The following is a 26,589-nucleotide window of genomic DNA, read 5'->3' on the forward strand; positions in this document are numbered from 1 at the left end:
TGTCTCAGCGGCCCAGGGGGCGGCGGGGGAGCGGTGAGGAGTAGACGACGCTCGTGGTGACCGAACCCAGGGCGCTGATCCGGCCGGACACCTCTTCCAGATGCCGCATCGAACGGGCCGCGACCTTGATGACGAAGCAGTCGTCGCCCGTGACGTGGTGCGCCTCCAGGATTTCCGGCGTGACCGCGACCAGGTCGTGGAACGGCTTGTAGTTGGCGACCGGGTAGCGCAGCCGCACGAACGCCAGGATCGGCAGCCCCAGCCGCTCCGGGTCGACGACCGCCGCGTACCCCTGGATGATCCCGGCCTCCTCCAGCCGCCGCACGCGCTCCGTCACCGCACTCGCGGACATCGACACGGCACGGGCCAGCTCGGCGAAGCCGGCCCGGCCGTTCCGCTGGAGGGCGTCGAGGATGAGCCAGTCGGTGGTGTCCGGGGAATACTCGGTCATCCGGGATGGATAACAGGGAATCCCCGGTGAGGCAAGGCAGGGGCCGGGGAATCCCCCTTCATGGCGGGGTGGTGCGAACCGTAGATTCCTGACCGGAATCCCCACCGGGACCGCACCGAGGAGAGGCCGGACCATGAGCGCCGCCACCCACGCCGTTTCGCACGACAACCCCGTCCTGCGCGTCGCCCCCGCACCGCCCGCCGAGGCCGCCGGGTACTTCCGGGCGAGCCTCGCCTTCCACACCGACGTCTCCGACGTCGCCGCCGCGCTGGCGGCCGGCCGCGAGCCGGGGTTCGTGCTCGTCGACTGCCGGTCCACCGAGTCCTGGGACCAGGGCCACGCCCCCGGCGCCGTCCACCTGCCCACCGCGCTCGTCGCCGAGCGGGCCGCTCAACTCCTCGATCCGGCGGTGCCGGTCGTCACGTACTGCTGGGGCCCCGCCTGCAACGGCGCGGCACGCGCCGCCCTCGCCCTCGCCGAACTCGGTTACCGGGTCAAGGAGATGCTCGGCGGCTTCGAGTACTGGGTGCGCGAGGGCTTGGAGTTCGAGACGCGGCAGGGCACCGAGCGGCCCGCCGCCGACCCCCTTACCGTTCCGGTGGACGCGGACGACTGCGGCTGCTGAGCGGCGTGTAGGTTCTGCCGCATGGTGCGATACGCGGAGCCGGGCCGGGTGGAGTGGGTCGAGTCGGGCGGAGGGCCGCTCATCGCGGTCCCGGAGACGGTCCTGCCGTTCTGGACCGGAGCCGACGGCGAGGAGACGGACTCCGACTACGACCGGGCCTGCGAGGTCGACGGCTACGTCGGACTCCTTCCCGTCGGCGACTCCACCGCCCTGGTGCTCGGCGACGAACCCGCCGCCACCGCCTACCTCCCCGACCACGGCACCTTCGTCCGCTGGTGCGCCGCGGACTCCGAGGAGGAGGTGCTGGCCGGTGTCCCCGCCGCGCTCGACACGGCCGAGTGGGAGCCCGAGGTGTCCTGGAACGTGTCCGGCCCCGTGCTCCTGTTCGACGCCGCCTGGCCGGGCAGCGCGTCGGACCGCGCCGGCCGGGCGCGGGTCGTGCTGGAGTCGGGCCGGTACGCGGTGCGCGCGGCGGAGGTGCGCCCCGGGCCGGAGACCTGGCTGAGCCTCGTACACCTGCGGCGGCTCGCCGACCGGTAGCCGGGGACGATTTTGACGTGCGGGGCGGCCCGTGTCCCACCCATCATGGGTGCCCATGCCACGACTTCCCCACCCCGCACCCGAAGACCTGCGCCGCGACCCGCTGCCCCTGCGCGGCCGGACGGCCCTCGTCACCGGGGCCAGCCGGCGCGGCGGCATCGGCCACGCCGTGGCGCGGCGGCTCGCCGCGTACGGCGCGAGCGTGTACCTGCACCACCACGTGCCGCACGACGCCGCCATGCCCTGGGGCGCCGACCGTCCCGAGGACGTGGCCGACTCCGTACGCGCCGCGCTCGGCGACCCGGAGGCCGCCGTGCACGCGGGCCCCGGCGACCTCACCCGACCCGACGCGCCCGGCGCACTCGTCGCCACCGCCGCCGAGGCGCTCGGCGGGCGACTGGACGTCCTCGTCGCCAACCACGCCCTCAGCGGGTCCGACGGCACCCTCGACACCGTCGACGCCGCCATGCTCGACGCGCACTGGCAGGTCGACACCCGTTCCGTGCTGCTGCTGATCCAGGCCTACGCCCGTCGCCGTGCCGCGCTGCCGCCCCGCACGCCCGGCGGACGGGTCGTGATGATGACCTCCGGTCAGGACATCGCGGGCGGCATGCCCGGCGAGATCGCCTACGCGCTGCAGAAGGGCGCACTCGCCTCCGTCACGCGCTCCCTGTCGACGACCCTCGCCGAGTACGCCGTCACCGTGAACGCGGTCAACCCCGGTCCCGTGGACACCGACTACCTGACCGGCGAGGACTACGAAGCCGTCGCCGCGCTCTTCCCCGCCGGGCGGTGGGGCATGCCCGACGACCCGGCCCGCCTCGTCGCGTGGCTGGCCACGGACGAGGCAGACTGGATCACTGGTCAGGTGATCGACTCCGAGGGCGGCTTCCGGCGCTGAGCGTCGGTGTGAAGGGGCGTCACAGGCGCGACAGTTCGTCCACCAGGTCGTCCAGGCCCAGCGAACCCTGGGAGAGGGCCGCCATGTGCCAGGCCTTCGGGTCGAAGGTGTCGCCGTGCCGCTCGCGGGCCTTCTCCCGGCCGAGGAGCCACGCCCGCTCGCCGAGCTTGTAGCCGATCGCCTGGCCCGGGATCGTCAGGTACCGGGTCAGCTCGCTCTCCACGAAGTCCGCCGGCCGGCTGCTGTGCGCCCCGAAGAACTCCTGCGCCAGCTTCGGCGTCCAGCGCTCACCCGGGTGGAAGGGCGAGTCCGCCGGGATCTCCAGCTCCAGGTGCATGCCGATGTCCACGATGACCCGGGCGGCCCGCATCATCTGCGCGTCCAGGTAGCCGAGGCGCTGCTCCGCGTCGGTGAGGTAGCCCAGCTCGTCCATCAGCCGCTCTGCGTACAGCGCCCAGCCCTCGGCGTTGGCGCTGACCATGCCCACGGAGGCCTGGTAACGGGAGAGGTCCTCCGCTACGTGCGTCCACTGGGCGAGCTGGAGGTGGTGGCCCGGGACGCCCTCGTGGTACCAGGTCGACACCAGGTCGTACACGGGGAAGCGGGTCTGGCCCATCGTCGGCAGCCAGGTGCGGCCGGGGCGGGAGAAGTCCTCCGACGGGGAGGTGTAGTAGGGCGCGGCCGCGCTGCCGGGCGGGGCGATGCGCGACTCCACCCTCCGTACCCGCTCGGCGAGTTCGAAGTGGGTGCCGTCCAGCTGCTCGATCGCCTGGTCCATCAGGCCCTGCAGCCAGTCGCGGACCTCGTCGACGCCCTCGATGTGCTTGCCGTGCTCGTCCAGGTGCGCGAGGGCCACCCACGGCGTCTCGGCGCCCGGCAGGATCTTCTCCGCCTCCGCCTTCATCTCGGCCAGCAAGCGGTGGTACTCGGCCCAGCCGTACGCGTACGCCTCGTCCAGGTCCAGGTCCGTGCCGTTGTAGTAGCGCGACCAGCGGGCGTAGCGCTCGCGGCCGACCGTGTTCGGGGCGCCCTCGATCGCCGGGGCGTACACGTCGCGCATCCAGTCCCGCAGCTCCGCCACGGCGGCGGTCGCACCCCGCGCGGCCTCGTCCAGCTCGGCGCGCAGCGCCTCGGGGCCGTCCGCCGCGAAGTCCTCGAACCAGCCGCGCCCCTCGCCCGTGTCCGCCCACTCGCCGAGCTGCCCGACGAAGGTGGCGGTCGGACGCGGCGCCGCGTACAGCTTCCGCTCCAGGCCCAGCGACAGGGACTCGCGGTACCCCGCGAACGCCGCCGGCACCGCGCGCAGGCGCTCGGTGATCCGGGCCCAGTCCTCGTCGGTCTCGGTCGGGGTGAGGGTGAACACCTCGCGCACCGAATGGGCGGCGGTGCCCATGTTGCCGACCGAGCGCAGGCCCTCGTCGGCCTCGTGCACCGCGAGTTCGGCCGTGAGGCGCTCGCGCAGCAGCCGCGCGCAGCGCCGCTCCACGTCGCTGTCGCCGCCCGGCCTGCGCTCGGCCTCGTCCAGCCGGGCAAGGGTGCTGCGGGCCAGTTCCGCGAGGGCCTCCTGCCCGGCGGGGGAGAAGTCGGGCAGACGGCTGGAACTCTCCGCGACACCGAGGTACGTACCGGTGACCGGGTCGAGGGCGATGAGCTCGTCGACGTAGGCGTCGGCGACCTCGCGGGGCAGCGGGCTGTTGGTCTCTGACATGCGGACATCCTCATACGGATACCGGTGTCGCGTCAGCCCGTCGGGCCCGCCCCGAGGGCACGGGCGGCCGGATTTCGCTCAGGGCGTGGCCGCGCGGGCCGCCGCCGGGGAGGGTGCCGGCGCGGCCGGAGGCAGCAGGGGGCCGCACTCCCACTGCTGGAAGATCAGCCGGGTCTCGACCCGGGCCACCTCCCGCTGCGACGTGAACTCGTCCAGGACCAGCCGCTGCAGGTCCGTCATGTCCGCGACCGCCACATGCACGAGGTAGTCGTCCGGGCCGGTGAGGTGGAAGACGGTGCGCGACTCCGGCAGCGCCCGGATCCGGTCCACGAACGGGCCGACCAGCTCCCGCCGGTGCGGGCGCACCTGCACCAGCAGCAGGGCCTGCAGACCGCGCCCCATCTTCGCCGGGTCCAGTTCGAGCCGATGACCGAGGATCACCCCGGCCCGCCGCAGCCGGGCCACCCGGTCCAGACAGGTCGACGGGGCGACTCCGACCTGGGCGGCGAGATCGCGGTAGGTGGTCCGGGCGTCGTTCTGCAGCAACCGCAGCAGATGAAGGTCCACCGGATCCAGGGCGACAGAATCGGGCATGAACCGAACGTAGCACGGAGAACAGTCCCGTCGGCCCGGTCGGTGTTCACTCTTCGGGCATGGACTCAGCGCGCACGCACACGTCACCCTTCGACGACGTACGCACCACCGCACCCTCGGGCAGGGCACTGGCCACCGAAGCCGTGCACGCCGGCCGCGACGACCTCGCCGGCCGGGGACTGCACGCCCCGCCCATCGACCTGTCCACGACCTACCCGTCGTACGACAGCCGCGGCGAGGCCGCCCGCATCGACGCGTTCGCCGCCAACGGCGCCGAGCCGGACGGGCCGCCGGTCTACGGCCGCCTCGGCAACCCGACCGTCGCCCGCTTCGAGACGGCGCTGGCCCGGCTGGAGGGGACCGAGGCCGCCGTCGCCTTCGCCAGCGGCATGGCGGCGCTGAGCGCGGTCCTGCTGGTCCGCGGTTCGACGGGGCTGCGGCACGTGGTCGCCGTACGGCCCCTGTACGGGTGCAGCGACCACCTGCTGACCGCCGGGCTGCTCGGGTCCGAGGTCACCTGGACCGACCCGGCGGGCGTCGCGGACGCGCTGCGCCCGGACACCGGCCTGGTGCTCGTGGAGTCGCCGGCCAACCCGACGCTGGCCGAGGTCGACCTGCGCGCCGTCGCCCACGCCTGCGGATCGGTGCCGCTGCTCGTGGACAACACCTTCGCCACGCCCGTGCTCCAGCGTCCCGCCGAACACGGTGCCCGGCTGGTGCTGCACAGCGCGACCAAGTACCTCGGCGGGCACGGCGACGTGCTGGCCGGCGTGGTCGCCTGCGACGAGGAGCTCGCGGGACGGCTGCGGCAGGTCCGCTTCGCCACGGGCGGGGTGCTGCACCCGCTGGCCGGCTACCTGCTGCTGCGGGGACTGTCCACCCTGCCCGTCCGAGTACGCGCCGCCTCCGCCAACGCCGCCGAGCTGGCCGGACGGCTGGCCGCCGACCCGCGGGTGGCCCGCGTCCACTACCCGCGCATCGGCGGAGCCATGGTCTCCTTCGAGGTCCACGGCGATCCGCACGAGGTCATCGGCGGCGTCCGCCTGATCACCCCGGCGGTGAGCCTCGGCAGCGTCGACACGCTCATCCAGCACCCGGCGTCGATCAGCCACCGCATCGTGGACGCGGACGACCGGCGGGGCGCCGGGGTCGGCGACCGGCTGCTGCGGCTGTCGGTCGGTCTCGAGGACGTCGACGACCTGTGGGCCGACCTGGACCGGGCGCTCGGGGAGCGGGCGGCCGGGGCGGTGCCGCTGCGGGAGGCCCTGTCGCCGGCCGAGTGACCGCCCGTCACGCCCGTCGCACCCGTTCCACCCCACACGCTTGCCTGCCGGTCCTGCCGGTCCTGCCGGTCCTGCCGGTCCTGCCGGTCAGTCCTGGCCGATCCGCTCCCCGTGCGGCAGGTGTGCCGCGGAGCGGGCGGACGGATCCAGGCGGGCCGTGACGACCAGGGTCCCCTCCTCGATCTGGTAGTCGAGGGGGAGGCCCAGGCCGCGCATCGCGGCGACCATGCCGGTGTTGGACGCCTGCGTGACCGCGTACACGCTCTCGCAGTCCGTCTCCGCGGCCATCGCGACGAGCCGGCCGAGGAGTTCGCCGCCGATGCCGCGACGCTGCCACGCGTCCTCGACGAGCAGCGCGACCTCCGTCTCCTCCCCGTCCCACAGCAGATGCCCGAGCCCGACGATCCGCCCCGAGGCGGTCTGCACGGCGAGGGTGCGGCCGAAGCGCGGACTGAGCAGGTGGCCGAGATACCGGTCGGCGTCCCCGACCGGGCCGTGGTACCGCATCCCGAGGGTCCGCGCCGAGCAGCGCTCGTGCATCGCCTTTGCGGCGGGGAGGTCACGCGTGTCGGCCCGGCGGACGGTGATGTCGCTGCCCTCGGGAAGCGTCAGCACGTCCCGGCCGCGCGGGATCCGCGGACCGAGCAGGGCGTCCAGCTCGACCAGGGCGCGCGCCCGTGCGAACTCCGCGGGGGTGAAGGGGAGATGGGGGCGCTCCACGCTGACCACCCCGCCCTCCGGAGCGCGCAGCCGCAGCACGGTGTCTTCGAGGGCACCCTCCGGCGGTACGGTCTCGGCGCCTTTCACCCCTGTGCCGGCGGGCAGGGACCGGATGGTGCACCTGCCCAGCAACTGCCTGAGGGCCAGTGGGAGTTCGGACGCGTCCAGAGCCGTCCGGGCGGCCAGGCCCAGTATCCGGGTCGGCGCGTCCACCAGGTCGTGGGCGTCCGCCCGCTCGGTCCAGGTCCGGGTACCGCCCGCCGACGTCACCGCCTCGGCCAGTTCGGTCCCGCTCAGTTCGCCCGGGACACGGAGCAGGAACTCGTCCATCGTGCCCTCGGCGAGCGGATGCGTCTGCAGGCTCAGGATGTCGATCCGCCGGTCGGCGAGGGCCGCGCACAGCACGGCCAGTGATCCCGGCGCGTCCCGCACCGTCGTCCGCATCCGCCACAACGCGTCGGTACCGGCTTCGTGTTCGGCCGGCCCCGGCCCGGCCGGCCGCTCCCCGGTCGGCGGCCGGGCGCCGGTATCGTCCGCGGGCGGCGCGTGACCGTGGCGTCGTGACCGCCGGGTGTGGAACCCCGCCGTGGCGATCAGTACCGCCACCGAGGCCAGCACCATGGCGGGCACCGCGGTGCCGTGGCCGGCGAGACGTGCCACGGCGTCCGTCACATCAGACATGTCTCGATTCATGCATCCACTGTGAAGGAACGGTGTTGCGTGATCGCGAACGCTCTGTGACCGGTGGGTAAAGAGGGATTCCGGGAGATTCGGGCGGAGCCGGCGCGCGCCGGGGCCGCACCAACCGGACCGCGCACCGGGGGATGACGCCGGTGCGCGGCACATCCGACAGGCTACGGGACTACTGGCCGACCCGGCCCGGCCGCAGCACCTTGGTGAACAGCACCGTGCCGTCCCGCTCGCGCAGCCGCACCGTCATCTCGGCGCTGTCGCCGTCGATGTCGACCTCCCCGAAGAACTGGTAGCCGCCCGCGGGCGAGACGTTCGAGGCGGTCGGCGCCTTCACGAAGACCCGTTCGGGACCGAAGGTGCCGTCCAGCTCGCCGGCCGGGAACGCGCCCGCGTTGAGCGGCCCCGAAACGAACTCCCAGAACGGTTCGAAGTCACCGAACGCGGCCCGCGACGGCTGGTAGTGCTGGGCCGAGGTGTGGTGCACGTCGGCCGTCAGCCACACCGTGCCCGTGATCCGCCGGTGCTTGACGAAGCGCAGCAGCTCCGCGATCTGCAGCTCGCGCCCCAGGGGTGCGCCGGGGTCGCCCTGCGCGATCGCCTCGATGTTGGGTGCGCCCTCGGTGGCGTCCGGCACGACCAGCCCGATGGGCATGTCCGCCGCGATCACCTTCCACACCGCACGCGACCGCGCCAGCTCCCGCTTCAGCCACTCCAACTGCTCGCGGCCCAGGATGCCCTGCGGGTCCACGCCCTGGCCGCCGGGGGAGTTGGCGTTGCGGTACGTCCGCATGTCCAGCAGGAAGACGTCGAGCAGCGGTCCCTGGCGCAGCACCCGGTGCACACGCCCCTCGCGCGCGCCGGGGCGCAGGGTGGAGACCGGGAAGTACTCGCCGAACGCGCGCCGGGCGCGGGCGGCCAGTACGTCGACGCTCTTCTCGGTGTACCGGTCGTCCGTGTCCGCGATCACCTGACCCGGGTACCAGTTGTTGCGCACCTCGTGGTCGTCCCACTGGACGATCGACGGAACCTGGGCGTTGAAGCGCCGCAGGTTCTCGTCGAGCAGGTTGTAGCGGAAGTTGCCGCGGAACTCGGCGAGGGTCTCGGCGACCTTGGACTTCTCCTCGGTCGTGATGTTCCGCCAGGTGCCGCCGTCGGGCAGGGCGGCGGTCTCGGTGATGGGGCCGTCGGCGTAGATGCTGTCGCCGCTGCACAGGAAGAAGTCCGGATCCAGGGCACCCATGGCGTCGTAGATGCGGTAGCCGCCGAGGTCGGGGTTGATGCCCCAGCCCTGCCCCGCGAGGTCGCCGGACCACACGAAGCGCACGCCGTCGCGCCGGCGGACCGGCACGGTACGGAAGGTGCCGGTGACCGGCTCACCGGTGCGCCGCGGGTCGTCCGGGTCGGCGAGGAGCACGCGGTAGTGGATCTGCTCGCCCGGCGGCAGGCCGTGCAGCCGTGTGGTGCCGGTGAAGTCGGTGTCGCGTCCGAGCAGCGGACCGTGCCAGCGGTGCGGGCGGCGGAACGACTCGGTCGCGGACGTCTCGACGACCATCCGGGCCGGCCGGTCGGACCGCACCCACACCAGGCCGGAGTGGGAGGTCACGTCTCCCGTCTGCACGCCCCAGCCCGCCCCCGGCCGCCCGGACCGGGCGAACGCCGGCGCCGCTCCGAGCGCGGTGGGCAGGGACAGGGCCGCCGACGCGGCGAGCGAACCGCGCAGCACGCTGCGGCGGCCGGGTAACGGACGTGGTGACATGGACGTGCCTCCAGGGACGGGATCCGGCCCGCTCTCGGGTGGTGTTCGGGCCACTGTGCGCAGCCAGACCTACTGGCACGGCGCGGCGCCCACGGAAATGGCGGGTGAACAACCGGGACGGGCGAGCGGTCCGCCGTCCGCGCGAGCCGGGCCGCCGGCTTCACACGGCCTCTGCCATCCTCGCCACCCCGGCCCGGATCCGTCCCGGCGTCAGATGCGCGTACCCCAGCACCAGCCGGACCCCCTCCGGAGCCCGCGCCGCACCTGCCGCCTGATCACCCGCCGCCCCGCCGTGCCCGTACGCCGTCAGTGGGCGCACCACGACGCCCGCCTCCGTCACGCGCGCCAGGAAGCGCTCCTCGGGCCCGTGGTGCTGGGGCAGCGTGGCGATGGCGTGCAGACCGGCGGCGATGCCGGTGACCCGTGCGCCGGGGAAGTGCTCGGCCAGCGCCGCGACCAGGGCGTCGCGGCGCTCCCGGTAGGCGCGCTGGCAGACACGGAGCTGGCGGTCGTAGTCTCCGCGCTCGACGAAGCGGGCGAAGAGGGCCTGGTCGAGGGTGGGGTGACCGAGGTCGGTGGTGCGCTTGCGCTCGACGACGTCGTCCGCCAGCCAGTCCGGCACCAGCAGCCAGCCCAGCCGCAGCCCCGGGGCGAGGGACTTGCTGACCGAGCCCGTATAGGCGACGCGTTCCGGATCGAGCCCCTGGAGCGCGCCCACGGGAGCACGGTCGTACCGGAAGTCGCCGTCGTAGTCGTCCTCCAGGACGAGGCCGTCCACGGACCGCGCCCAGGCGAGCAGTTCGGCACGGCGCCGCGCCGAGTAGGCGATCCCGGTGGGGAACTGGTGGGCCGGTGTCGTCACCACGGCGCGTACACCCGAGGCGTGCAGCGGGCCCAGGGCGAGTCCCTCGTCGTCCAGGGGCAGCGGGACCGTGCCGACACCCGCCGAGGCGTACAGGGCGCTGTGCTGAGGGCTGCCGGGATCCTCGACACCGGCGGTGCGCGTGCCGCGCGCGTGGAGCACGCCCGCCAGCAGCGCGGTCGCCTGTGCCACCCCCGAGACCACCACGATCCGCTCGGGGTCCGCCACCACGCCCCGGCGGCGCGCGAGCAGCTCGGCCAGGGCGGTCCGCAGCCGGGGCAGCCCCCGCGGGTCGGGATAGCCGAGGCTCTCGTGCGGCAGGTCCGCCAGCACGCCCCGCTGCGCCGCGGCCCACGCCGAACGGGGGAAGAGCGACAGGTCAGGTGTACCCGGCACGAAGTCCGCCAGGTCGCCCCGGGAGCGCGGGGCCAGATCCCGCGCGCGGGGCCGGGCGGCCCGTACGGCGTCACCCACCCAGGTACCCGCCCCCCGCCCGCTGCGCAGATAGCCCTCGGCCGTCAGCTGCTCGTACGCCTCCGTGACCAGCCCCCGCGACACGCGGAGATCGGCCGCGAGGTCCCGGCTCGACGGCAGACGGGTGCCCGCCGCGAGCCGGCCCGAGCGGACCGCGTCCCGCAGTGCCTCCCGCAGTGCGCGGCCACGGGCGCGTGCCGGTGCCGATGCCGCGGGCAGCAGCAACTCCCACGCCGACGTCATGAAAACGGCCCCCCGAGGATCACACGTCCCAAACGCCCCCACTTTACGAGGGGTTGGAGCCGTCCGTGCGTAAACCCGAGTGACAGACCACAGCGAGGGGGCAGGCCGCCGCCGGGCCCCGGAATCGTACGCGCAATTCAGGAGCGCCCGTGGACGCCAAGAACCGTTTCGAGACGAAGGTCACCTTCGCTCTCTCCCGACTCGAATGGCTGGGCTTTCTCGCCGTATCGCTCGTGCTTGCGGTCCAGCACCGTACGGAAATCCGCTGGGGCGTTTTCGTGCTGCTGTTCACCGTGATCGACGCCATCGGATACATTCCCGGCGCGATCGCCTTCCGGCGTCGCCCGGACCGACCGGTTCCGCGTGGCTACTACGTGGCCTACAACACGATGCACAGCCTGGTCACCGCGGGTGTCCTGGCCGGGACCTGGGCCCTGTTCGTCCGGCCGGAATGGGCACTGCTGGCCCTCCCGATCCACCTCATGGGCGACCGGGCGCTCTTCGGGAACTCCCTGAAACCCTTCGGAGTCGCCTTCGAACCGGAAACCAGCCCGGCGTTCCGGTATTTCGAGCAGAAGTACCGGCCGGAAAGCGATTCCCGAGGCCCTCGCACACTCGGTGCGAGCGGTGCGGCGCCGGATTCCGTGGAGGACACCGATGCCGTCCGTACTTGACACGCTCGCCGCGCACAGCGACAACCCCAGTTCCTTCCTCGCCCTCAACAGCGGGAACTCCTACTTCCGGGACGACCGGTTCGACGGCGCGTGCGCCTACCGCACCTCCGGCCGCTACGTCCTGCAATTCGGCGGCCCCTTCACGGCCCCCGAGCACCGCGCGCGCCTGCTGGAAGCCTTCGCCGCCCGCACCGGGCGCCGCCTGGTCGCGGTACAGCTGCAACGGGCGGACGCCGACCTGTACGCGGCGCGCGGGTTCACGGTCAACCAGATCGGCGCCTCGTACGCCGTGGACCTGAGCCGCTTCACGCTGCGCGGCTCCCGGTTCGTGCGCCTGCGGAACAAGATCTCGCGCGCCCGGCGGGCCGGCCTGGAGATCACCGAAGTGCGGGACGGCGACGACTGCGCCGAGCTCGACCGGCTCGACCGGCGCTGGCTGCGGGACAAGGGGCGGCACGTCAAGGAGCTGCGGTTCCTGGTCGGCCAGCGGACCGGCAGCCTGCAGCGGCACCGGCGCCTGTTCGTCGGCCGGATCGACGGCGAGGCGGTCGGCTACGTCAACTACTCGCCGGTCTACGGCAGCCGCCCCGGCATGCTGCACGACCTCAGTCGCCGCCGTCCCGACGCCCCGCCAGGCGTGATGGAGGCGCTCAACGCCACCGTCATGGAACGGCTGACCGCCGACGGAGCCGGCTGGCTGCACTTCGGGTTCACCCCGTTCACCGGACTGGACCCGAGTCACGAACTACCGGGCGCCAGCCGCCTGTTCACGCGCTTCGCCCGGCTGCTGGCCGAGCACGGCGACGCGGTCTACCCCGCGGCGTCCCAGCTCGAGTACAAGCAGAAGTGGGCCCCGCACGCGGTGCTTCCCGAGTACATCGCCTTCCGCGGCAGACCACGCCCCGGCGCCGTCTGGCAGCTGCTGCGCGCCACCAACGCCGTGTGAGAACAGCTGCCTTCAGGCTCGCGTCCGGCCCACGCACCGACCACGTCCGCACCGCAGCCCCGTGCCATCCACCCAGGAGGACCGCACGCCCATGAGATTCCTCGAGCGTGAACGCACCATCCTCGCCAAGCTGCTGCCCGACCTGGACCCCGCCCTGCGCGAGATCCCCCTGATGGAACTGGAACGGCCGGGCAGCCCGGGCATCCGGCACTTCCGGGACAGCGGCGGTCCCGGACTCCTCGTTCCCGAGTCCCACCAGGGGCGCGGCGCCACCGCGCTGGACGCGTTGCGGGTGCAGCGGGCCATCGGCAGCCGGTCACCGTCCCTGGCGGTGGCCACCACCATGCACCACTTCTCCATGGCCACCCTGGTCGGTCTCGGCGGCCTCGGCGACGGCCTGGAATGGATGCTCGTCGAGGGCGTCGCGACGGGCAACCGCGTCATCGCCTCCGGCTTCGCGGAGGGCCGGCCCGGCGCCGGCATCCTGGACCCGTCGATGACCGCCGCCGTGACCGCCGACGGCATCCGCATCAACGGCGTCAAACGGCCGTGCAGTCTGGCCCACTCGATGGACGTGCTCACCGCGGGCGTGGTGATCCCGCGCGAGGACGGTCGGGGCGACGAACTCGCCGTCGCCCTCGTGCCGGCCGACAGCGAGGGCCTGAGCGTCAGCGGCTTCTGGTCCAGCGCCTTCCTCGCGGGCGCGGAGAGCGAACAGGTCACGCTCACCGACGTCCTCGTCCCGCCGGAACTCGTCCTGCGCACCGGGGCCACCTCGGGGGACCGCCTGGACGAGCTCCAGACCGCGGGTCTGGTCTGGTTCCAGGTGCTGATGACGGGCAGTTACCTCGGTGCCGCGTCCGCCCTGGTGGAACGGGTGCTGTCGAACGAGCGCATCCCCGAGCACGAGCGCGTGCGCCTCTTCGTCGAGACCGAGGCCGCCACGGCCACCGCCGAGGGCGTCGCCCGCCGGGTGGACGCCGGGGAACTGGACGAGTCGGCCCTCGCCCAGTCGCTGTGCGTGCGCTACGGCGTCCAGGACGCCCTCGCCCGCATCGTGCCCCGCGCGGTCGAACTGCTCGGCGGGCTGAACTTCATGACCTCCGACGAGGTGGGACACCTGGCCGCCTGCGCCAACGGGCTGTCCCTGCACCCGCCGTCGCGCTCCCGCATGACGGGCCCGCTGTCGACGTACCTGGCCGACGGCCCGCTCGCCGTCGCGTGACCGCGAGAGGCCGTGTCCCGTCCGCCGCCCGTCCCTCGGCCGCCCCCGCGCCCGCCCGAACACCGGCCGCCTCCCATCGACCATCCGCCCCGCACCGCCCGACCTCGTTCCGGCCGGCCGTGTTCCGTCTGCCGCCCAGACTCCGGTCGTCGTCCGCCTGCCCCTTGCCCCGGCCGTGGTCACGTCCGGTCCTGTTCCGGCCGGCCGTGTTCCGTCCGCCCGGACTCCGACCCCGCTCGAACACCGGCCGCCTCCCATCGACCACCGCCCCGGCACCGCCCGACCTCGTTCCGGCCGGCCGTGTTCCGTCCGTCCAGAGCCCGGTCGTCGTCCGCCTGCACCCTTGCCCTGGCCGCGGCCCCGTCCGGTCCCGTCCGGTCCCGTCCGGTCCCGTTCGGGCCGGTTCCGGCCGTCGTCCGGTCCCGTTCAGGCCGGCCGTGGTCCGTCCGTCCAGAGCCCGGTCGTCGTCCGCCTGCACCTCGCCCCGGCCGTGGTGTCGTTCGGCCCCGAACCCCCGTCGTCCCGTGTGGAGGCAGGCCGGCAGATGTTCCGTCCGGCCGGGGACGGGGCGTCCACACGCCACGGTTCGAGCCGGTGCCGTCCCTACCGGACCCCGTATCCGCCTCAACCGCCCCAGTGGGCGGCGAGTAGGCCGTCGCCCGGACCCTGACACCACTGCCTCCGCCGACCCACCCGAGCCCGGTCCGTCCGTCTGCGCGGCCGGCCCGCTCCCGGCTTCGTTCCGCCCGGATCGTGCCGGCCGTCGTCCCAACCAACCCGATATCGGCCGCCGTCCCGCCGTCCCGCGTTCCACGGCAGCCGAAACCAGTCGAGGGGAGCCCACCATGCCGCCGAACGCCACACGTCCCACCGTCCTTCCCGCCCCGCCCCGCGCCACCGTGCGCGAGCGTCCCACCCTCCTGCTGACCGGCGGTTCCGGGGTCCTCGGCCGGGCCCTGATCGACGAACTGGCGCCCGACTACGACCTGATCTGCCTGCGCCGCAGGAGGCCCCTGAACGATCCGCGGGTGCGCGAGGTCGAGGGGGACCTCCTCGCCCCGCGTCTCGGACTCGGCGCCGGCGAATGGTACGAACTGGCCCTGCGCGTCGACGTGGTGCTGCACTCCGCCGCCCAGACCAACTGGCGCACCCGGCCCGAGGAGATCGTCCGCACCAACACCCTCGGCGCCGAGACGATGCTCGACCTCGCCACCCGTGCGAACGCCCCCTTCTACCTGGTCAGCACCGCTTTCGTCGCCAACACGCCGGGTGAGGAGGACCGAGAGCGCTTCCCGGGCGCCGCCGCCTACCTCGACTCCAAGAGCAGGGCCGAGCAACTGACGCGCGAGGCGGGGCTGCCCGGTGCCATCGTGCGGCCCTCCGTCGTCATGGGCCACTCCGCCACCGGCCGCATCGCCGGACAGCAGGGCCTCACCAAGACGATCGGCGCGATGGTCCTCGGCCAAGTGCCGGTACTGCCCGGCGCTCCCGAGGCGCGCATCGACATGGTCCCGCAGGACTACGTCACCCGCGCCGTCGGCGCCCTCATCCGCGGCGGCGTGGGCGGCGGCGAGTACTGGCTCACCGCGGGCAGTCAGGCCCCCGCCCTGAGCGAGATCGCCGACACCTGCGCCGAGTTCGCCGTCCGCCACGGCCTGCCCCGGCCTCCGCGGCCCCGGCTCATCCCCGTCGAGGCCGTCCACCGGCTGCTGTTGCCCATGCTGGAGGGCACCTCACTGCCCGCCTCGGTGCGGCAGCGGTTCCGGCACTACGCCGAACTGCTGCTGGTCTTCCAGCGCGAGCTGCCGTTCGACACCTCCCTCGGCACACCCCACTGCGGCACCCGCGTCACCCATGCCGACATCCACGCCGCACTCGTACGCAACCTGGAGAGCTGGGCGGCGGGCCGGACCGGCCTGTCCGGGCGGCGCCGTGAGCCCGCGGCCGCGGCAGCCGGCACGGAGGTGGCGTGATGACCGTGTCGCCCCCCTCCGCGGAAGCCGCCAGGGCCGCCGACCCCGCCGAACCAGCCGAACCCACCGAATCCGCCGACCGGACCGACGTCGTCGGCCTCTACCTCAAGCACATCGGCTCGGGCCGCGCCGTCATGGGCCGGGTCATGGGCGGCATGGCCGAGGTCCGCTCCGAGGGCACCTGGATCCACGCCGACGACGGCCGCCGCTTCCTGGACTTCGGCGGCTACGGCGTCTTCATCCTCGGCCACCGCCACCCGGCCGTCGTCGAGGCCGTGCACCGGCAGATCGACACCCACCCGCTGGCCAGCCGTGTCTTCCTCGAACCCGTGGCCGCCCGCGCCGCCCAGGCCCTCGCCGCCCACACCCCGCCCGGTGTCGACTACGTCCACTTCGTCAACTCGGGTGCCGAGGCCACCGAGGCCGCTCTGAAACTCGCCCGCGCCCACGGGCGCACCTCGGTGATCACGACCCGGCGCGGCTTCCACGGCAAGACGCTCGGCGCCCTGAGCGTCACCGCCAACGCCACCTACCAGACGCCCTTCCAGCCGTTGCTCCCCGACGTCACCCAGGTCGACCACGACGACCCGGCCGCCCTCGAACAGGCGCTGGCGGCCCGGCGCGACCGTGCCTGCGTCATCGTCGAACCCGTCCAGGGCGAGGGCGGCGTCCGCATCCCCCGCCGCGGCTACCTGAGGCAGGTGCGCGCCCTGTGCACTGCCTACGGCGCCCTGCTGGTGGTCGACGAGATCCAGACCGGCATGGGGCGCCTCGGCACCTGGTGGGGCGTCGACGCCGAATCGGTGCGCCCGGACGTGCTGCTGGCCGGCAAGGGGCTCAGCGGCGGCGTCGTACCCGTCGCCGCCATGGCCGCCACCGCGGAGGCCTACGGGCCGTTCAGCCGCGACCCCTACCTGCACACCTCCACCTTCGGCGCCTCCCCGATCGCCTGTGCCGCCGCACTGGCCACCGTACGGGCGATGGAGGCGGAGAACACCGTGGCCCGGGCCGCCGCGCTCGGCCTGCGCCTCCTGGCCGCCGTACGGGAGGTGTGCGCGCCGTACGGGGGTGGCCTGGTCAGCGAGGTACGCGGCCGGGGGCTGCTGATCGGCATCGAGTTCGCCGAGGAACAGGCCGTCGGCGAACTGCTGCTGGAGCTGATCGCCCGCGGCGTCCTCGTCAACCACTCCCTCAACTCCACCCGGGTGCTGCGGCTGACTCCACCCGCCGTGGTCGGGGACGGCGAGCTGGACCTGTTCCTCACCACCCTCGCCCAGGCCCTGCACAGTACGGCCGGCCGCATGTCCGGCCGGCCGCCGCGCTGACCGCCCGGCCGGCACCCGCCCGCACAACCACCCGGAAGGAACCGAACGCCCCATGCGCCACGTGGTCCTGCACGCCCTCGCCAAGGGCCTCACACCCGCCGACGTCTACCGCCGCATCAGCGACTTCGGCCGCTACCCCCAGTACAGCGACGTCTTCCACGAGGTGCGCGTCGAACCGCCGCTGCCCGACGGCTCCACCCTCTCGGACTGGACCGTCGAGTTCCGGGGCGGCCTGATGCGCTGGCGGGAGCGCGACACCTACTCGCCCGAGACCCATTCCCTCGCCTTCGAGCAGCTCAGCGGCGACTTCCAGACCTTCGAGGGCGGTTGGCGGTGCGAGCCGCAGGACGGGGGCACTCTCGTCGTCTTCACCGCCGCGTTCGACCTCGGCATCCCCTCCCTGGCCGAGATCCTCGACCCGGTGGCGGAGTCGACGGTGACCACCAACATCGCCCGTGTGCTGCGCGGCCTGGCGGACGCGGAGGTGATCGATGAACACGCGACTGCGGCTCGTGGCTGACCGGACGACGGCGCACGCCGAAATTCCGCCCCCGGCCGCCGGCCCACCCCACGCGGAGCCCCTGCACGAGGAACCCGGGCCGGGCGCCGCCCGCTGCCTCGGCCTCTACGCCAAGCTGGCCGCCGGCGTGACCGTCGTGACCGCCCGCGGCGAGGACGGCCCGCTCGGCATGACCGTCTCCGCCGTCACCTCGCTCTCCGCCCGGCCGCCGCTGCTCCTGGCCTGTCTGCGGGACGGCTCCCGCACCCTCGCCGCCGTCCGCTCCCGCCGGACCTTCGCCGTGCACCTGCTGCGCGAGGAACAGCAGGAACTGGCCGGCCGGTTCGCGTCCCCCACGACGACCGCGGCCGAACGGTTCGCGGGCACGGACACCCGGCAGGTGCTGGGCGTGCCCGTGCTGGCCGGGGCGCTCGCCTGGTCGGTGTGCCTCACCGAGGACGTGCGCCGCTACGGCGACCACCACCTCGTCGTCGGCCGGGTGGCCGCGGTGCACGTGGGCGCCGGCCGGCCGCTGCTGTGGCACGACCGCAGGTTCGGCGCGCTGACCGAGCCGGTGCCGGACGCCGTCGGATGAGTGGGCAGCCGGCCGGAACGCCGTGCTGGGACCGGGCGGAACTCCCGCCCCAGCCCCAACTGCACGGCGTGGTCACCGCGGACGTGGCCGTCGTCGGGGCCGGTCTGGCCGGGCTGTCCTGCGCCTACCACCTCGCGGAACGCGCCCCCGGGCTCGACATCGCCGTGATCGACGCGCAGCACCCGGCCGCCGGGGCCAGCGGCCGGGGCACCGGCCTGCTGGGCCCCCGCGCCGGACCCGCCCTCGACCGCGCGATGCGCCGCTTCGGCGCCGGGACGGCACGCCGGATGCACCGGGCCAGTCAGCAGGCGGTACGGGACGTGCTCGACCTGTGCTCCCGGCTCGACCTGCCCTGCGGCCTGCGGCCCGGTGAGCAGCTCATGGCCACCCGCTCGCCCGCGGGCCTGGTCGCACTCGCCCGCCAGGCCCGCGCCGGGCGCGAACTGGGCCTGGACGTCCCCGTCCTCTCCCCGGCCGGCATCCGCGAACGCGTCGCGGTGTCCTACCGGGCCGCGCTCCTGCACCGCCCGGCCGCCACCCTCGACCCGGCCGCTCTGACCTGCGCCCTGGCCCGCGCCTGCGCCGACAAGGGCGTGCGGTTCTACGGCCGCAGCCCGCTCCTCGCCCTGCGCCCCGGCGACCTCGTCGGCCCCGAGCTGGTCCTCCCGCACGGACGGCTGTACGCCGGGCAGGCGGTGCTGGCCGTCAACTCCGCCGCACAGGCGCTGGACCTGCCGGTCGGCACGGTGCTCCCGCTGGAGGTGTACGCCGTCGCCACCGAACCGCTGGGCCCCGCGGCGTACGAGCTGCTGGGCGGAGGCGCCGGACCCGCCGTGATCGACGCCGTGCCGCTGGCGCCGTACTTCCGCCTGCTCCCGGACGGGGGCCTGGTCGCGGGCGGCGGCACCGCGGCGGTTCCCGCCGGGCTCGCCGCACCCCGGCTCCAGGCGGTGCGCGAGCGCGCCTGGGCCCGGCTGGCGCGCTGGGTGCGGGACCTGCACCCCGACCTGGCCCGGGTCCAGGTCACCCACCGCTGGTCCGGCCGGATCGGCATGACCGGCGACGGTCTTCCGGTGGTCGGGCCGGTGCGGGGCCACTCCGAGGTCTGGTACATCGGCGGCTGCGGCGGCCACGGTCTCGCGCTCTCCGTGGCGCACGGCGCGTACGTGGCCGGCGCACTGCTCGGCGAGCCGGATCCCGGCGACCCGCTGCCCTGGCACCGCTCGCGCGCCCCCCGTCTGCCCCTTGGCGGACCCGTGCGCCCCCTGCTCCGCGCCGGCGTGGGCGCACAGGGGTGGGCCGTGCGGCGTGTCTGCTGACGGCCGCCGCGGGGTGGTGTCCCATTCCAGTTCCTGAGACCGACCGGGAGGTTCACATGCTGCGACCCAGCCGGGGCAGGGACGGCCGTCTGCCGCCGTCCGTGCCGATGGGCACCGTCGACGTCGCCTTTCACCTGGCCGCGCGGGGCAGGCCGCTCCCCGTCGTGTTCGCGTTCGCGTTCGACGGCGCGGCCCCGACCCTGGACTCCCTGCGGGCGCGGGTGGCCGAACGCGCCCACCGCATCCCGGCGTTGCACTACCGCATCGCACGGGAGCGCCGCAGGTTCCGGCGGGTGGACCGGATCGCGGCGGACCGGCACGTGCACGAGGCGTGGCTGCCCGACGACACCGACGGGTCGGCGACCGGGCGGCTGATGCTCTCCCGTCCCATGGACGCCGACGGCCGGCCGCCCTGGGACGTGTGGCTGGTGCACGGACCGGCGGGCCGCCACACCCTCTGCTACCGCACCGACCACGCGTTCCAGGACGGCGTTGGCGCCGCCTACACCGCCCGCGCCCTGCTCGGCGACGACCCGGAGGGCGGACCGGCGCCGCAGCCCCGCCGGCTGCCCACCGCCGCCGGCCTCGCGGGCACGCTGGGGGACCTGGCCGGGGCGTTCGGCGCGGCCACGGCGAAACCGGCCTTCGACGGCGCGTGCACCGGACGCGTCGACGTGTGCCACGCGGAGACCTCGCTCGCCCGGCTCCGCGCCGTCGGCCGCACGTACGGGGCGACGGTGACCGACGTCTACCTCGCCGCCCTGTCCCACGCCGTCCGTACCTGGCACCTGAAGGACACGGGCACGGTCCACCCGCCGTTGCCCGTGGCGATCCCGATGTCCGTGCGGGCCCGTGGCGAGGAGCGGGCACCGGGCAACCGCATGATCACCGCACGGATCCTGCTGCCGTGCGACGAGGAGTCGCCGCGACGGGCGCTGGCCCGGGTCGTGGCCGCGATGAACGGGCTGCGGGCCGGCCGGCGGCGTGATTCCATGCGCGTGCTGCTGGCGGCCACCCCGCGGTCCGTCGGTGCCCGGGTCGGCGTCCGGCTGGTGCACGGCAGGCTCGTCGCGGGGCCGGTCAGCAGCGTGAACTTCGGTACGGCGCTGGTCCACCGGGGGCTTTCTGCCAGGCGGGCGGCTGTCTACACGAGCGTCGCCTCCGGAATCCGCAGCGTGGTGACGTTGACCGGCCAGCACGACACCGCCTGCCTGACCGTCGTGCACGACGAGGCGCTGCGCACCGCCGACGAACTCCCCGGCCTGTGGCTCGCGGCGCTGCTGGAGCTGGAACGCCGGTGAGGTGCGCGCGATCCGCGCGTGGGCCGCGACGAAGCCCCGGGCAGGCGCCCGGGGCTTCGTACGTGGCACGGCTGGTCAGCGCGTGCCGCGCAGCGTCCCGGTCGTCAGGAAGGCGCACTCGGCGGCTGCCTCGCCGACCAGCGGCAGGTACGGGGACAGCCGCTCCATCGCGTACGGCAGGGTGAACAGGTCGGCGACCCGCGCGTCCCAGCCGTGCTCCGCCCACCACTCCCCGGGCTCGGCGAGCCGCCAGTTCCAGGCCGCCCCGATCGTGGCGAGGGCATGGAGGAAGGGCGCCACGAGGGGCGAGTCCACCGCCCGGGAGTTCACACACTCGGCGCCGAAGGTGCTGCCGTCGGCGGACAGTCCGGTCATCGTGGCGACGACGGCCGCCACCCGGTCGGGATGCAGGAAGTACAGCGGTGCCTCGCAGAGCCAGGCGGTGGGCCTGCCGGGATCGAACCCCGCCGCGACGAGTTCCCCGCCCCACGCCCCGGTGAGGCCGGCTCCGACGGTGGTGCGGCGTCCGCAGGTGACCGGGCTGCCGTCCAGCACGCGGTCCTTGAAGGCCAGGACGGAGGGGACCTCGACCTCGAAGAGGTGCACGCCGGTCGGCCACGGGAGCCGGAAGGCGCGGGTGTCCAGGCCGGCACCGAGGACGACCACCTGACGGCAGCCCGAACGGGCCGCGGTCAGCAGGTGGTCGTCGAAGAAGCGGGAGCGCACCACCTGCCAGTCGGGCAGCAGGCGCTGCATCGGCCCGTCACCGGGCGGGCCCCCCTGGAAGCGGGCCGCGTGCAGGAAGTCGGCGGCCCACGGGTCGAGGACGCACGGCGTGGGCCGCAGGGCCTCCGCCGCGTGGGCGGCGGTGGTCCAGAGCGCCGCGTGCGAGAGGCCCTCGGGGGCTCGGGCGGCAGCCGGTACCGACGGTGACCGCGGCCCGGCGACCTGCTGTGGACGGGTGGATTCCGGCATGGGGACCTCCTGGAGACGGGCGGAGCGTGCAGACGGGCGGAGCGTGACGGAACGGTGAGGGGCCGGACGGAGGGCGACCGCGCGCGGCGGCGTGGACGGCCCCCGGTCAGCCGGAGCGGCGGCGGCCCAGCAGGTAGGCGGCGGCACCCAGCGCGAGCATGCCCTTGGAAGGACGGGTGGGCCGTTGGCCGCCCATCGCGGCCGGGGTGCGAGGCTCGTGGACGTTCAGCGCGAACTGGCGGTTGGCCACGTCGGACAGGACGCCCCGGACCTGGTCGGGGCCGGTGACGGCGGCCAGCAGCAGCTCCATGGAGTTCCGGGCGAACTGGTTGCGCCCGAGGAACTCGCGGCCGAGGGCGAAAAGGATCTTCGGTACCTCCCCCTGGAACACCTCCGGCAGGGTGATCTCGGGTGCCAGACAGCGCACCGAACCGTCCAGGTTCGCGAACGACTTGCCGAGCAGCGACACCGCCGGCGGCGAACCGATGCCCCGTTTGGTCGCCTTGGCCAGCACCGTGGTGAGCGAGACGCCGAAGTTCATGTCCTCCAGGGCCAGATGGGAGACCTTGGGCACGAAGGCCGCCATGTCGGCGGCGAACGCGGGCATGTTGGCCCACGGCGTCATCCGGCCCATCTCGGCCCAGTGCTGCGCCAGGCCCGCGCCGTCGTTCTGCGCCAGCGTCATGAACAGCGGCAGCAACTGCAGGCTGGTCCGCCGGTCCAGCCGTCCGACCATGCCCCAGTCGATCAGGGTCGCCGGGCCCCCGGGGGCGGCGAACACGTTGCCCGCGTGCGGGTCGGCGTGGAAGAAGCGGTGGACGAAGTACCCGTGGTACATGAAGCGCAGCAGGTCCTTGCCGATCTCCACGCGCTCGCCGTCCGTGAAGTGCGCGCGGTCGAGGTGCCGCACGGACTTCCCGTCCGCCAGCGACTGGACGAGGACCCGGGGACTGGCGTGCAGGACCCGGGGCACCTCCAGGGAACGGAACGGCCGGACGTGTTCACGCGCCTCGTCCATGTTGCGGGCCTCGCCGGTGAAGTCCAGCTCCGGTTCCATGGCGTCGAAGACCGAGCCGAGCATCGCCTCGATGTCGATGACCTCGTTGAACCGAGGAGCGACCCGGGCCACGATGCGCGCCGCCCGGCGCATCAGGGCCATGTCCGCGAGTACACCCTCGCGGATGCCGGGCCGCTGGATCTTCACCACGGCGGCACGTCCGCCGGGCAGCGTCACCCGGTAGACCTGGGCGAGGGACGCCGCCCCCAGCGGGGCGGCGGTCTCGACGTCGTCGAAGCGCAGTTTCCAGTCCGGCCCCAGGTCCCGGGCCAGCACCGGTTCGAACTCAGAGAACGGCTGCACGTCGACCTCGTCGTGCAGGTTCTGGAGTTCGTCCCGGATGGACTCGGGGACCATGTCCGGTCTGGTGGACAGGATCTGACCGAGCTTCACGTAGAAGGGCCCGAGGCTCTCCAGGGCGGTCCGCACCGCCTTGGCGCGGCGGCGGTCGTCCCCGGCGGAGGCGTCGGTGCCCCCAGCCGGGGACCGCGCGTCCCGCTTCGTACGCCCGCGCAGCCGGGCCGTCAGCCCCACCTCGTCGGCCACGAGGCTGCCCAGGACCTTGACCACGAGACGCAGCCGGTCGCCGACGACAGACGTCATCGTGTGTGATCCTCCTCAGGTGCGACGCGCGTACGAACGTCGGCCGGCGTACCGCGTGGAGCCGGCCGGCGGGACGGTGGTGCTGCCGGTCAGCTCGAGGTCGAGGACTGTCCGCCCGGGGGCCGGTCGCCTCCGCCCTGCCCGGTCAGGCCCTGCAGCGCGGCCAGGCCCTGCTGTCCGGCCTGGGCGGGGAGGTTGGCCATGTTCTGCAGGCCCTGGACCGCGTCGAGGAGCTTGGGGAGCACCTGGAGCAGCTGGGTGAGCTGGGACGGCAGCGCCATCAGGTCACCCGCCCCGCTCGCCGCGTGGCCGAGGCCTCCGGCGAGCTGACCGAGTCCGCCGAGCGCGCCGGCCGCGCCGCCGACCGCGGCGAGCGGGTTGGCCGCACCGCCCATCGCGGCCAGGGGGTTGCCCGCCCCGCCCAGTGCCGCCGCGAGCGGGTTGGCGCCGCCCGCGGCGCCGGTGAGTGCGGCCAGGGGGTTGCCGGCTCCGCCGAACCCGCCGGCTCCGCCGATCCCGCCGAGGGCGGCCAGCGGGTTGGCGACACCGGCCAGCGCGGTCGCCGGGTTGACGGCACCGGCCAGCGCGCCGAGGGCGCTCGGGGGCAGCCCGGCCAGCGTGTCGACGGCGTTGCGGGAGCGGCGCGACGAGTCCGAGTCGTCTCGGTTCAGGAGGTCGTCGAAGGCCTCCTTCCAGCTGTCGGTCATATCGCCCACCAAATCCTTGAAGATGTCCTGGATGTTCTTGCTGTTGCCCATGAGTGTGGTCCCTTTCCGTTTCTCTGTGATGGGAGAGGTGAGGGGTCCGGCTGTTACCCGGGGCAGCCTTCCAAGGCTTTTGCGCACGCGCTTTTCAATCGGGCGCGCCCCCTGGTGAAAGCGGCTTCGGCCGCCTTGACGGAAATGTTGTGCATGCGAGCGAATTCCGCGGTGGAAATTCCCTTGGACCGGGCGAGTATGACCTCCTGTTCCCGTCCCCGCAGGTGTTGCACCTGGCTCAGCAGCCAACGGCCGAAGTCCTGGTCGCAGACGTCGTCCTCGGTCGTGCCGAAGGTGTCCACGAGCGCTGCGCGCTGCAGAAGTCTGCTGCGGCGCTCCATGTCACGGTAGAAGTCGATGCAGAGGCGGAGCGCCACGGACGTCAGAAAGGAACCGAGCCGATTCCTGTCCAACGCGGCGTGAGCGGCTGCGCGGGCCATGGTCTCCTGAACGCAGTCCTCGGCGTCCTGAAAACTCGGCAGTCTTCGTCGAACCAATCGCATGAGGCGGTCCTGGTGCTGGAAGATGTCTTCCCAGGAGCATTCAGCGGGCGATTGGCAGGTGGAATGTCGCACCATGGGATTGCGGCCCGTTGTCTCTCGGATTGGGCAGGGAGAACCGCGGCCGACTTTCTATTTGCCGGCCATGTGGTTTTCCTACCCGAGGCTCTGCGGAGGCAAACCGGAATGTATGTTTCCGCGAGTCGGCGGAAATGTTTTTTCGCGCTCATTTCCGAGGGGCGGGCCGACGTGCCCAGTCGCGGTTCCAGTTGAGCCACATGTCCCGTACGGTCTGGTGGACCAGGGAGCTGCCGGCGCGCAGTTCGCTGGTGTACGCCTGGACCGCCTCCTTGCCCACCAGCCGCGCGCCGCCGGTGAAGTAGGAGCCCCGCACGTGCCGGGGGGAGCGGTACCTGCCCCACAGCAGGATCCTCATCAGCGGCCAGAGCGTGAACACCCCGGACGGGCAGCGGTTCCCGGGGTCCAGGGTCCCCCAGACCGCCGGGACGAGGCCGCTCTCGCCCAGCACCTCGTAGATGCGGGCGATCGTCTGCTCCTTCGTCGACTGACCTGCCCGGTAGGCGAGTACCGCGTCGCGCGCCTGGTCGAACATCCGCTCCACCCAGGGATTGTCCATACCCTGGAGGCCTCGGTACGGCGGCAACTCCAGGACGTCGAAGCAGGCCGGGTCGTGCGTCTTCTCGTACGTCACGGCGGCCTGGTTCTGCGCGTTCGTGCCGTAGAGCGTGGTGAGGGTCCACACCCGGTTCCACGCGTTCCACAGGTCGAAGTCGTCGAACGCGATGTAGCTGCAGGCCACCAGGTCGTCGTAGAACCGGAACATGCGCTTGGTCCAGTGGTCCAGGTACGCGAACCGCGCGGTGTCGAAGTCGTCCTGGCGCACGGCGTCGATGAGCCGGTGGCCCAGGGCGTTGAGCGCCATCACCGTGACGGCGAGCCCGCTGGAGTAGAGCGGGTCGATGAAGTCGCTGGCGTGCGGCAGCAGGCACCACCGGTCGCCGACGACCTTCTGCGAGGCGAACTGGGTGCGGTCGGTGGACACGTACGGCCGGACCGCCCGCGCCCGCTCGAACTGCCGCGCCACGCTGGGGAACCGGCGTACGTGCTGCCAGAACTCCTCCTCCGCCGACACGTCGTCCGGGCGCGGGTACCGGTCGAGGTCGAGGTTGAGGCCGACGCTGCACAGCTCGCTCGTGCTGGTCGACTGGTTGTCGAAGGGGATGACCCAGAGCCAGCCGCCCTGGAACATGTGGTGGAGCGTCCCCTGGCTGAACGGGCTCGGCATGCCGTGCTGTTCGCGCGGCGGCGACACGGCGTCGAAGGGGCGCACGTCCACCATGTGCGTGAAGACGGTGCGCGAGCGGGTGCGGTACGGCGGCTCCTGGCGCAGTCCGAGCCGCTCCGGCAGCATCGCCCGCATCCCGCCGGCGTCGACCACGTACGACGCCCGGAAGCTGCCGCGGTCCCGGGTGAGGAGGGTGGCCCCGTCCTCCTCGAACTTCACGTCGTCGACCATGGTGTGGGTGTACGCGGTGACGCCGTAGGACACGGCGACGTGGAACATGTACGCGTCCACGTCCTGCCGGAAGTAGTGCGAGTCGGGACCGAGCGGCGGGCCCCAGGTGGGGTACTGCGTGCACTCGTCGGGCCGGGTCGGCTCGCCCTCCCGGTGGTAGACGAAACTGAAGTTCCGCTTGACCCCGCAGTTCGACGACACGTGGCGGCGCAGAGCCGCGTTGGTCGCCAGGTGCTCGAGCTCCGGCACGTCGTAGCGGCGGGCCAGGACCCTCAGGCCGAACGTGGTCTCGGGGACGGTGGACTCTCCGATGGCGAACCGGGGGTGACCGCTGCCCTCCAGCAGCAGCACGCGCACGCCGTGGCGGGCGAGGACGGTCCCCAGCATCGTCCCGCCGATGCCGCCTCCGACGATGGCGACATCGAAAACACGCTGGTCTTCTTGCATGTTGG

24 protein-coding genes are annotated in these 26,589 nt (G+C 73.5%); 13 read left to right on the forward strand and 11 right to left on the reverse strand.

Annotated elements, in window-relative coordinates; genetic code table 11:
* Positions 1–4 precede the first annotated feature (4 nt).
* Positions 5–451, reverse strand: coding sequence for an Lrp/AsnC family transcriptional regulator (locus tag ACIQFU_RS14590; protein ID WP_402551515.1), 447 nt, complete (start codon positions 449–451; stop codon positions 5–7).
* 133 nt (positions 452–584) lie between these two features.
* Between ACIQFU_RS14590 and ACIQFU_RS14595 the strand changes: the two genes are divergently transcribed.
* The 3 genes from ACIQFU_RS14595 to ACIQFU_RS14605 are packed head-to-tail and all read left to right on the forward strand — an operon-like array spanning position 585 to position 2,517.
* On the forward strand, positions 585–1,076 hold the full coding sequence (locus ACIQFU_RS14595; RefSeq protein WP_402551517.1) for a rhodanese-like domain-containing protein: 492 nt from the start codon (positions 585–587) through the stop codon (positions 1,074–1,076).
* Positions 1,077–1,097: 21 nt separating this feature from the next.
* A complete protein-coding gene (locus ACIQFU_RS14600) occupies positions 1,098–1,616 on the forward strand; it encodes an immunity 21 family protein (protein ID WP_402551519.1) in 519 nt (172 codons plus the stop codon).
* Between the two features lie 55 nt (positions 1,617–1,671).
* Entirely contained in the window at positions 1,672–2,517 is an 846-nt protein-coding gene (locus tag ACIQFU_RS14605; protein WP_402551521.1) for an SDR family oxidoreductase, read from the forward strand.
* Between the two features lie 19 nt (positions 2,518–2,536).
* Here ACIQFU_RS14605 and ACIQFU_RS14610 read toward each other — a convergent pair whose 3' ends face one another.
* Both ACIQFU_RS14610 and ACIQFU_RS14615 read right to left on the reverse strand, forming a co-directional pair.
* On the reverse strand, positions 2,537–4,225 hold the full coding sequence (locus ACIQFU_RS14610; RefSeq protein WP_402551522.1) for a DUF885 domain-containing protein: 1,689 nt from the start codon (positions 4,223–4,225) through the stop codon (positions 2,537–2,539).
* A gap of 78 nt (positions 4,226–4,303) precedes the next feature.
* On the reverse strand, positions 4,304–4,819 hold the full coding sequence (locus ACIQFU_RS14615) for an Lrp/AsnC family transcriptional regulator (RefSeq protein ID WP_402551524.1): 516 nt from the start codon (positions 4,817–4,819) through the stop codon (positions 4,304–4,306).
* A gap of 59 nt (positions 4,820–4,878) precedes the next feature.
* Here ACIQFU_RS14615 and ACIQFU_RS14620 point away from each other — a divergent pair, with 59 nt between their 5' ends.
* On the forward strand, positions 4,879–6,102 hold the full coding sequence (locus tag ACIQFU_RS14620; protein WP_402551526.1) for a trans-sulfuration enzyme family protein: 1,224 nt from the start codon (positions 4,879–4,881) through the stop codon (positions 6,100–6,102).
* Between the two features lie 87 nt (positions 6,103–6,189).
* On the opposite strand, the gene ACIQFU_RS14625 is transcribed toward ACIQFU_RS14620, so the two are convergent.
* The 3 genes from ACIQFU_RS14625 to ACIQFU_RS14635 all read right to left on the reverse strand — a co-directional run bounded on the left by ACIQFU_RS14625 (position 6,190) and on the right by ACIQFU_RS14635 (position 10,850).
* Positions 6,190–7,503: a GNAT family N-acetyltransferase gene (locus ACIQFU_RS14625; RefSeq protein ID WP_402551527.1), complete on the reverse strand. Its 1,314-nt coding sequence runs from the start codon at positions 7,501–7,503 to the stop codon at positions 6,190–6,192.
* Positions 7,504–7,684: 181 nt separating this feature from the next.
* Positions 7,685–9,271 carry an alkaline phosphatase D family protein gene (locus tag ACIQFU_RS14630; protein ID WP_402551529.1) on the reverse strand — a complete coding sequence of 529 codons (1,587 nt, stop codon included), beginning with the start codon at positions 9,269–9,271 and terminating at the stop codon, positions 7,685–7,687.
* Between the two features lie 160 nt (positions 9,272–9,431).
* A complete protein-coding gene (locus ACIQFU_RS14635; protein ID WP_402551531.1) occupies positions 9,432–10,850 on the reverse strand; it encodes a PLP-dependent aminotransferase family protein in 1,419 nt (472 codons plus the stop codon).
* 149 nt (positions 10,851–10,999) lie between these two features.
* On the opposite strand from ACIQFU_RS14635, the gene ACIQFU_RS14640 reads away from it, so the two are divergent.
* The 9 genes from ACIQFU_RS14640 to ACIQFU_RS14680 all read left to right on the forward strand — a co-directional run bounded on the left by ACIQFU_RS14640 (position 11,000) and on the right by ACIQFU_RS14680 (position 20,707).
* On the forward strand, positions 11,000–11,524 hold the full coding sequence (locus ACIQFU_RS14640) for a hypothetical protein (protein ID WP_402551533.1): 525 nt from the start codon (positions 11,000–11,002) through the stop codon (positions 11,522–11,524).
* Entirely contained in the window at positions 11,508–12,470 is a 963-nt protein-coding gene (locus ACIQFU_RS14645) for a bifunctional lysylphosphatidylglycerol flippase/synthetase MprF (RefSeq protein ID WP_402551534.1), read from the forward strand. The genes ACIQFU_RS14640 and ACIQFU_RS14645 overlap by 17 nt, the downstream gene beginning before the upstream one ends.
* Before the next feature lie 91 nt (positions 12,471–12,561).
* Positions 12,562–13,695 (forward strand): acyl-CoA dehydrogenase, encoded by a 1,134-nt coding sequence (locus tag ACIQFU_RS14650; RefSeq protein ID WP_402551536.1) that lies wholly within the window; start codon positions 12,562–12,564, stop codon positions 13,693–13,695.
* An 845-nt stretch (positions 13,696–14,540) separates the two neighbouring features.
* A complete protein-coding gene (locus tag ACIQFU_RS14655) occupies positions 14,541–15,668 on the forward strand; it encodes an SDR family oxidoreductase (protein WP_402551537.1) in 1,128 nt (375 codons plus the stop codon).
* Positions 15,668–16,993: an aspartate aminotransferase family protein gene (locus tag ACIQFU_RS14660; RefSeq protein WP_402551539.1), complete on the forward strand. Its 1,326-nt coding sequence runs from the start codon at positions 15,668–15,670 to the stop codon at positions 16,991–16,993. Before ACIQFU_RS14655 ends, ACIQFU_RS14660 begins: the two co-directional genes overlap by 1 nt.
* 52 nt (positions 16,994–17,045) lie before the next feature.
* Positions 17,046–17,513: an aromatase/cyclase gene (locus ACIQFU_RS14665; RefSeq protein WP_402551541.1), complete on the forward strand. Its 468-nt coding sequence runs from the start codon at positions 17,046–17,048 to the stop codon at positions 17,511–17,513.
* Positions 17,485–18,087, forward strand: coding sequence for a flavin reductase family protein (locus tag ACIQFU_RS14670; protein ID WP_402551542.1), 603 nt, complete (start codon positions 17,485–17,487; stop codon positions 18,085–18,087). Before ACIQFU_RS14665 ends, ACIQFU_RS14670 begins: the two co-directional genes overlap by 29 nt.
* Positions 18,084–19,406: an NAD(P)/FAD-dependent oxidoreductase gene (locus ACIQFU_RS14675; protein ID WP_402551544.1), complete on the forward strand. Its 1,323-nt coding sequence runs from the start codon at positions 18,084–18,086 to the stop codon at positions 19,404–19,406. The genes ACIQFU_RS14670 and ACIQFU_RS14675 overlap by 4 nt, the downstream gene beginning before the upstream one ends.
* 56 nt (positions 19,407–19,462) lie before the next feature.
* Positions 19,463–20,707 carry a wax ester/triacylglycerol synthase domain-containing protein gene (locus ACIQFU_RS14680; RefSeq protein WP_402551546.1) on the forward strand — a complete coding sequence of 415 codons (1,245 nt, stop codon included), beginning with the start codon at positions 19,463–19,465 and terminating at the stop codon, positions 20,705–20,707.
* 75 nt (positions 20,708–20,782) lie between these two features.
* On the opposite strand, the gene ACIQFU_RS14685 is transcribed toward ACIQFU_RS14680, so the two are convergent.
* The 5 genes from ACIQFU_RS14685 to ACIQFU_RS14705 form a co-directional block, all read right to left on the reverse strand.
* Positions 20,783–21,682, reverse strand: coding sequence for an SAM-dependent methyltransferase (locus ACIQFU_RS14685; RefSeq protein WP_402551547.1), 900 nt, complete (start codon positions 21,680–21,682; stop codon positions 20,783–20,785).
* Between the two features lie 106 nt (positions 21,683–21,788).
* Positions 21,789–23,342, reverse strand: coding sequence for an ABC1 kinase family protein (locus tag ACIQFU_RS14690; protein ID WP_402551549.1), 1,554 nt, complete (start codon positions 23,340–23,342; stop codon positions 21,789–21,791).
* An 89-nt stretch (positions 23,343–23,431) separates the two neighbouring features.
* On the reverse strand, positions 23,432–24,100 hold the full coding sequence (locus ACIQFU_RS14695; RefSeq protein ID WP_402551551.1) for a hypothetical protein: 669 nt from the start codon (positions 24,098–24,100) through the stop codon (positions 23,432–23,434).
* Between the two features lie 53 nt (positions 24,101–24,153).
* Positions 24,154–24,603, reverse strand: coding sequence for an RNA polymerase sigma factor (locus ACIQFU_RS14700; RefSeq protein WP_402551553.1), 450 nt, complete (start codon positions 24,601–24,603; stop codon positions 24,154–24,156).
* Between the two features lie 223 nt (positions 24,604–24,826).
* Positions 24,827–26,584, reverse strand: a complete 1,758-nt coding sequence (locus ACIQFU_RS14705) for an NAD(P)/FAD-dependent oxidoreductase (protein WP_402551555.1) — start codon at positions 26,582–26,584, stop codon at positions 24,827–24,829.
* Positions 26,585–26,589 lie beyond the last annotated feature (5 nt).

The organism is Streptomyces sp. NPDC093065, assembly GCF_044754585.1.
Taxonomy (GTDB): domain Bacteria; phylum Actinomycetota; class Actinomycetes; order Streptomycetales; family Streptomycetaceae; genus Streptomyces.